The sequence below is a fragment of the Trichloromonas sp. genome, assembly GCF_041583255.1.
Lineage (GTDB): Bacteria > Desulfobacterota > Desulfuromonadia > Desulfuromonadales > Trichloromonadaceae > Trichloromonas.
Window position 1 is genome coordinate 1 of record NZ_JBFHGD010000188.1, and the last position, 6,291, is coordinate 6,291.

Sequence of the window (6,291 nt, forward strand, 5' to 3'; positions counted from 1 at the left end):
CGTCGCCGCCAGCCAGGAAACCATCGAAGCCGTGGTGACGGCCGTTGACGACGCCCAGCGCCTGCTGACAGCCAACGGCTATCTTTCGGTGGACGGAAAGATCATCTATCAGATGAATGATTTTACGATTCGGATGCCTGGCTGAACGACTGACGCCACAGCACGCTTAGAGCTTTCAAGGACTGAACGACAGCCGCTCAGCGCCGACCCGGTGCGGGCGGCTGTTTATTATAATTATTGTCCGACAGGGCAAAACACTTAAAGAGGTTCTAAATGCCCGCCGACACATCGATCCAGCACTGCCTGCAACAGAACTTCGGCTTTTCGACCTTTCGTCCCGGACAGGAATCGGTCATCGAATGCCTGCTGGCCGGGCGCTCGGCCCTGGCGATCTTCCCCACCGGAGGCGGCAAGAGCCTCTGCTACCAACTGCCGGCCCTGCTACTCGACGGGCTGACCCTGGTCATCTCGCCGCTGATCGCATTGATGAAAGACCAGGTCGACGCCCTGCAGACCCGCGGCATCGCCGCCGCCCGCCTCGACTCGAGCATCAGCGCATCCGAAGTGCAAACGATCTACCGGCAGCTGGAAACCGGTAGCCTGAAACTGCTCTACATCGCCCCCGAGCGGCTCGCCAACGAGCGTTTTCTGAACCGCCTGCGCGGGCGCACCATCTCTCTTCTGGCCATCGACGAAGCCCACTGCATTTCCGAGTGGGGGCACAATTTCCGCCCCGAGTACATGAAGCTCGCCAGCCTCGCCGAGGAGATCGGGGCTCGCCGGGTGCTGGCCCTGACCGCAACCGCTACCCCTTCAGTCGCCGCCGACATCCGCCGCGCTTTCGATATCGCCGATGGGGATGAAATCCGCACTTCCTTTCACCGGCCCAACCTGCACCTGAGCGTGACCCCCTGCCCCGCCCCGCAGCGCCGCAGACTGCTGCTGCAGCGCCTGCGCGAACAGGCCGGCGGACCGACCATCGTCTACGTCACCCTGCAGCGCACCGCCGAAGCGGTGGCGAGCTTTCTCGAATCCGAGGGGATCGCCGCCAAGGCCTATCACGCCGGAATGCAGAGCGAGCGGCGCGGCACCGTGCAGGACGACTTCATGGCCGGCAAGCTCCAGGTCGTGGTAGCGACCATCGCCTTCGGCATGGGGATCGACAAGGCCGACATCCGCGCCGTCTACCACTACAACCTGCCCAAGACTCTGGAAAACTACATGCAGGAGATCGGCCGCGCCGGTCGCGACGGCCTCGACTCCCGTTGCGAGATCCTGGCCTGCGCCGACGACCTGACGGTGCTGGCCAACTTCAGCTACGGTGACACCCCGACGCCCGAAGCGTTGCGGCAACTGGTGGAACAGCTGCTGGGTCAGGGCGAGGTTTTCGACGTCTCCCTCTACGATCTCTCCGGGGAGTTTGACATCCGTCCGCTGGTGATCGCCACCGTCTTCACCTACCTCGAACTGCAAGGGGTGCTGCGTTCGACCGGACCCTTCTACGACGGCTACAAAATCCAGTTCAACCGCCCGCAAGAGGATATCCTCAAGACCTTCGACCCGCAGCGCGTCGCCTTTTTGCAGGCTCTTTTCGCCACCGCTAAAAAAGGGCGATTGTGGTATCAGCTCATGCCCGGTGAGAGCGCCGTAGAATTGAACGAGCCGCGCCAGCGGATCACCGCCGCCATCAGCTACCTGGAAGAACAAGGGGATATCCAGGTGCAGGTCACCGGCCTGCGCCACGGCTACCGCCGAGAGAGGCACGAAGTCGATCCGGAAGTGCTGATCGCCGGCCTGCAAGAAACCTTCGCCCGGCGCGAAACCCAGGACATCGCCCGCCTGCGCGAGGTGCTCGCCTACGCCGAGCAGCGCCGTTGCCTGACCCGGCATCTGCTCAGCTATTTTGGAGAACCGATCGATGCCGACTGTGGCGACTGCAGCCGCTGCCGCAGCGGACAAGGAGAGCGCCTCTCCCGCACCGCTCCGCTGGAACCCGGCCCCGCCGAAGCCGCGATCGCCCGCCGGGTGCTGGATGAAAGACATGCGTCGCTGGCTCATCCCCGCCAACTCGTCCGTTTTCTCTGCGGTATCACCAGCCCTGCCGCCAACCGCGCCCGCCTCAGCCGCCACAGCGATTTTGGCGCCCTGGGGGAGTTTCCCTTCCGTAAGGTGATGGATCTGCTTGCTTCGGCACCAGCTTGAAAGCGATCTGCACGTGAGTGATATGATTTCAGAATTATTGGAAATGATCGGTGGACTGCAAGGCGAGCGGTATTTCTTCGTCGAAGACGGACCGCTCAAAGACAAACTGATCGAGCGCTACCTCGATACAACCGATGCCCATGCCGACATCCACGAATTCAGCCTCGACGCTTCGCTGCGGATCAGGCGAGAAGAAGGCACGGCCGCCCCGTCGGTCGAAGGTCGACTGGAGGCAGGCGACTTCCAGTACCAGACCCATTTTTCGATGGAAGATTTCTCCGCGGATGAAATATCCGCACTGATCGAGCAGCTGAAACCGCTCTGTCCAACCCGCAAGCACGAGGCCCGGCCAAGCAGGAATATCATCCGAAAGAAAAAGGGCGGTGGCTTGCTCAACCTCTCCGAAGCATCAAAAGCCCTTGGACTCTCCCCCCGAACTTTGAAATCGCTGATCCCATGCAGCGACATTCGGGTCAGGGAAGATGGGGATAACAGGACCATCGAGGAATATTACTGGGAGATGAGTTTAGTGCGCAGATTCGTTGGCTTATGGGAGAAACATAAAGCATCACATGAAGCCGACCGAGAGGATGTCACCCTCATCGCCGAACGCTGCTGCGACGGCGACCGACAGTGGGCCCGTGACATTATCGCCGGTTTTCTGAAACAGCGCACCTTTTCTGACCACTGAGATGACCTGCCCTGCCCTGCCCTGCACCGTCAGCAGGTTGCTATGCCTGCGACAAGATACCGACGCTCAATAAATCTTGCGCCGCGAAAAGGTCGAACCGAGCACGCTGAAGGTATTTTCGACGATAAACAGGGCGTAGTTATCTGTCGTAAAAACAATCTCTTCCAGCCGTTTCAGCTGAATATTATTGATGACCACCATCAGCACGGTCTTCTCCTGTTTGCGATAGGAGCCGATGGCCGGCAACATGGTGGTGCCGATTTTTAAATGGGTCATTACCTGATCGGCAATTTCCTGTGGTTTCTCCGAAATGATAAAGGTCAACTTGCGCTGACTGAACATCGAAAGAACATAGTCAACCGCCAGCGAACAGACAAATACAGCGATCATCGAAGCGATGACCAGATCGTTTTGAAGACTGACGAAACTGAGGGAAAAGAGAATAACATTGAAAACGAAGTAAACCTTGCCGACTCCGATGTTGTACTTCTGATTAAGAATAATTGCCACGACATCGAGCCCCCCGTTGGAACCAAGAGAGCGCAATACCATTCCGGCGCCGGCCCCGAGCAACGCCCCAAACACCAGGGCCGCGTAGAGCTGGTTATCAATCTGAATCTGGAAACCGATGAGCTGGTAATAGAAGGAAATCAGGCCCATCGCCAAAGCGCTGTACCAGAGAAAACGCCGTGAGATGAAAATGTAGCCGAGAATGAACATGGGTAAATTCAACAGCACGTAAAGCAGTCCCGGATTGAGCCAGCCGGTTTTATAATAGATCAGCGACCCGACCCCGAACAGGCCGCCGGGGACAAAATTGTGCGGAATGGCAATCGACTTTAGGGCGATCGCCTGAATCAGGGAGCCGATAGCGATCAAGCCGCAGTTCCAGAAGATCGAATAGACTAATTTGTTTTTCTCTTCGGACATTCCTTATCCTTTCACAATCGCAGAGTCGCGGAATACCTTTGCGGTCGGAATCCTGCACTCCCACAGGAGACATGTCAACCCCGTATTTAAAAATTCCGGAGGATACATTCGGCTTAAATTACCGACAGCGCTCCGATTTTGAAGAAATTGCCGATCTGGATAATGCTACACTAGGAGCCTGTCGGGTTTTGCGGGTCGCAACGAAAAATTGGATGGTTGAGACCAGATATTCGAGAATTTGAGAGCGAATAGCTGGACTATTTGTCGAAAATTACCGGAGATATGGGCCAATCAGGCGATTTTGCAGTCGGCTCATGTAAAGTGCGACAGGCTCCTAGGCATCTTTTGATGTCCCCCGGCCTGAGATGGCCTGCTCTGCACTGTCAGGAGGTTGTTGAACATGTTCCACTGGTTCCGAGACCGTCGCCGCGATAAAACGCGGAAGCGTCCCTTCCCTCGTGAGTGGGAGTCCTTCGTTCGAACGAATGTGGCCCATTACTGCGTGCTCGACGATGCCGAGCGCGCCGGGTTGCGCGCACTGATGCAGGTTTTTCTCGAAGAGAAATACTGGGAGGGCTGCGGCGGCCTTGAGCTCACCGACGAAATCCGCATTACCATTGCCGCCCAGGCCTGCCTGCTCCTTTTGGGGATCCCCCACAACTATTATCGCAACGTCGAGTCGATCCTCGTCTATCCCTCCACCGTCGTCATCCCCGAACGCCAGCCCAGAGTCTTCGAACGCATCATGGCACCGGTGGAGACGGCCCTGCCGATCCTCGGCCAGGCTATCGCCCAGGGGCCGGTCATCCTCGTCTGGGACGCCGTCCTCCACGGCGCCCACAATCCCGAGCAGGGACACAACGTCGTCTACCACGAGTTTGCCCATAAACTGGACATGCTCGACGGGTCAGCCGACGGCACCCCGCCCCTCGCCGACCCTGACCAGTTCGCCGAATGGGTAACCATCTGCTCCCGTGAATTCCTGCGGCTGCGCGACCTCGCCGCCAAGGGGCTGCCGACCTTTCTCGACGCCTACGGAGCAAAAAACGAGGCCGAGTTCTTCGCCGTCGCCACCGAAGAGTTTTTCGACCGTCCGCTGGCGCTTCAAATGCAATCCCCCGACCTCTACCACGTTCTTCGCGCCTACTACCGCCAGGATCCGGCAGAGCGTGTGCATAGGAGTTGCCCCGAGGAAGAATAATTCCCGTTGATCCTCCAGATGCGCCTTGGGCCCGTGACAAAAAGGAACCCTGCGCATCCTAATTTTTCGTGTCGTGCTGTTGATGTTGGGGGATGTGATGCGCCCCGAGTTACAGGGAGGGGCGGGGACACCGGAACCTTCTTGCCACAGAATAAAGAGGCACTCCCACTTTTCCTCCTGGGAGTGCCATGCTTCTGCCTGTTACCATCGGTGTGTATTATCTCGGCGGAGTGCCTTCCTTAAACTCTTTACGGATTTTATCCCGGAACTCGGCCGTGTCCTTGTACCCGTGAACCGTTGTGCCGTGCTGAACGACCGCCTCAAGCAACTCTTCTTCACTATCGGCGGAAAGAGCGACGGAACACTTGACGTCACCCGGGTAATCCCGGCAATCGATATATTTGCGACTCATAATCTACTCCTTGGCTGGCAAAGCGAACCGCGATTCGGCCCGCAGCATCTATTACCATCTTGGTAACATTATAACACCCCACCTCCTGGTATGTACAACCGGGGCGAAGTAGAGCGAAAAGTTATCCAGAAACAGAGCCAGGCCTTCCGGAGAACAGGCGCGAAAGGGGTTCGCTGTGATAGACGGCCAACCGGTCACTGGCGCGGGTGATGGCGACATAAAGCAGGTTTTTACCCAGTTCGGTTGCCGGATACGACCTCTGTGAAGGGTTCCAGAGGATCACTCCCGAGAACTCCAATCCCTTGACCTGGTGGGCATGGGTGACAAGAACACCCGGTTCAAAGGACAGGTCTGCGGTTTGCAGGCGCACCCCCGGCAGATCTTTCAGGGCGGCGTAAACGCTCTGGGCCTCATGCTTGAATCGGCAGATGATCGCGGTCAGGCTCTTTTTTTCGCGCGCCAGAAGCGCCCCCACCGACCGGCGCAGAGCGCTCAGCGCCTCCGGCTGACTGGCAAAAACATGAAAGCGCGGGTCCGGTCCCTCGTTGACCACCTTGCCCACCGGGCGCCCGGAGACCCGGGAGGCCAGGGCCATGATCTGACGTGTCGAGCGATAGCTGATATCGAGCGCTCCCGAGGAAAGCCCCGCGCTCTTCAGCTGCAGCTGGAACGCCGAGAACCCGGCCGAGTCGACAAAATCGAGGATCTTCTGTTTCTCGTCGGCGCAGACCGTCAGGCTGCGTCGGCCGGTGGTGGCCAGCATCAGGGCGTGAAGCTCGACCAGGGAGAGATCCTGCGCCTCATCGACCAGCACATGGTCGTACCAGCCGAGCGCCCCGGGAACCTCCGTCCCCC

Annotated in this window: 6 protein-coding genes; 3 read left to right on the top strand and 3 right to left on the bottom strand. The window is 58.4% G+C overall.

The window, feature by feature from the left end:
- The first annotated feature begins 273 nt into the window (after nucleotides 1-273).
- Complete coding sequence (locus ABYV89_RS13285) at nucleotides 274-2,202, top strand: RecQ family ATP-dependent DNA helicase (RefSeq protein ID WP_432823429.1); 1,929 nt, start codon at nucleotides 274-276, stop codon at nucleotides 2,200-2,202.
- Nucleotides 2,183-2,893, top strand: a complete 711-nt coding sequence (locus tag ABYV89_RS13290) for a hypothetical protein (RefSeq protein WP_432823430.1) — start codon at nucleotides 2,183-2,185, stop codon at nucleotides 2,891-2,893. The genes ABYV89_RS13285 and ABYV89_RS13290 overlap by 20 nt, the downstream gene beginning before the upstream one ends.
- Before the next feature lie 66 nt (nucleotides 2,894-2,959).
- On the opposite strand, the gene ABYV89_RS13295 is transcribed toward ABYV89_RS13290, so the two are convergent.
- Nucleotides 2,960-3,823 (bottom strand): YitT family protein, encoded by an 864-nt coding sequence (locus tag ABYV89_RS13295; protein ID WP_432823431.1) that lies wholly within the window; start codon nucleotides 3,821-3,823, stop codon nucleotides 2,960-2,962.
- Between the two features lie 400 nt (nucleotides 3,824-4,223).
- On the opposite strand from ABYV89_RS13295, the gene ABYV89_RS13300 reads away from it, so the two are divergent.
- Nucleotides 4,224-5,024 carry a zinc-dependent peptidase gene (locus ABYV89_RS13300; protein ID WP_432823432.1) on the top strand — a complete coding sequence of 267 codons (801 nt, stop codon included), beginning with the start codon at nucleotides 4,224-4,226 and terminating at the stop codon, nucleotides 5,022-5,024.
- A 217-nt stretch (nucleotides 5,025-5,241) separates the two neighbouring features.
- On the opposite strand, the gene ABYV89_RS13305 is transcribed toward ABYV89_RS13300, so the two are convergent.
- Together ABYV89_RS13305 and ABYV89_RS13310 are read right to left on the bottom strand one after the other, a co-directional pair.
- Nucleotides 5,242-5,436 (bottom strand): DUF1059 domain-containing protein, encoded by a 195-nt coding sequence (locus tag ABYV89_RS13305; protein ID WP_432823433.1) that lies wholly within the window; start codon nucleotides 5,434-5,436, stop codon nucleotides 5,242-5,244.
- Between the two features lie 121 nt (nucleotides 5,437-5,557).
- Nucleotides 5,558-6,291: 3'-5' exonuclease (locus tag ABYV89_RS13310; protein ID WP_432823434.1), on the bottom strand; the 734-nt coding region annotated here is incomplete at its 5' end.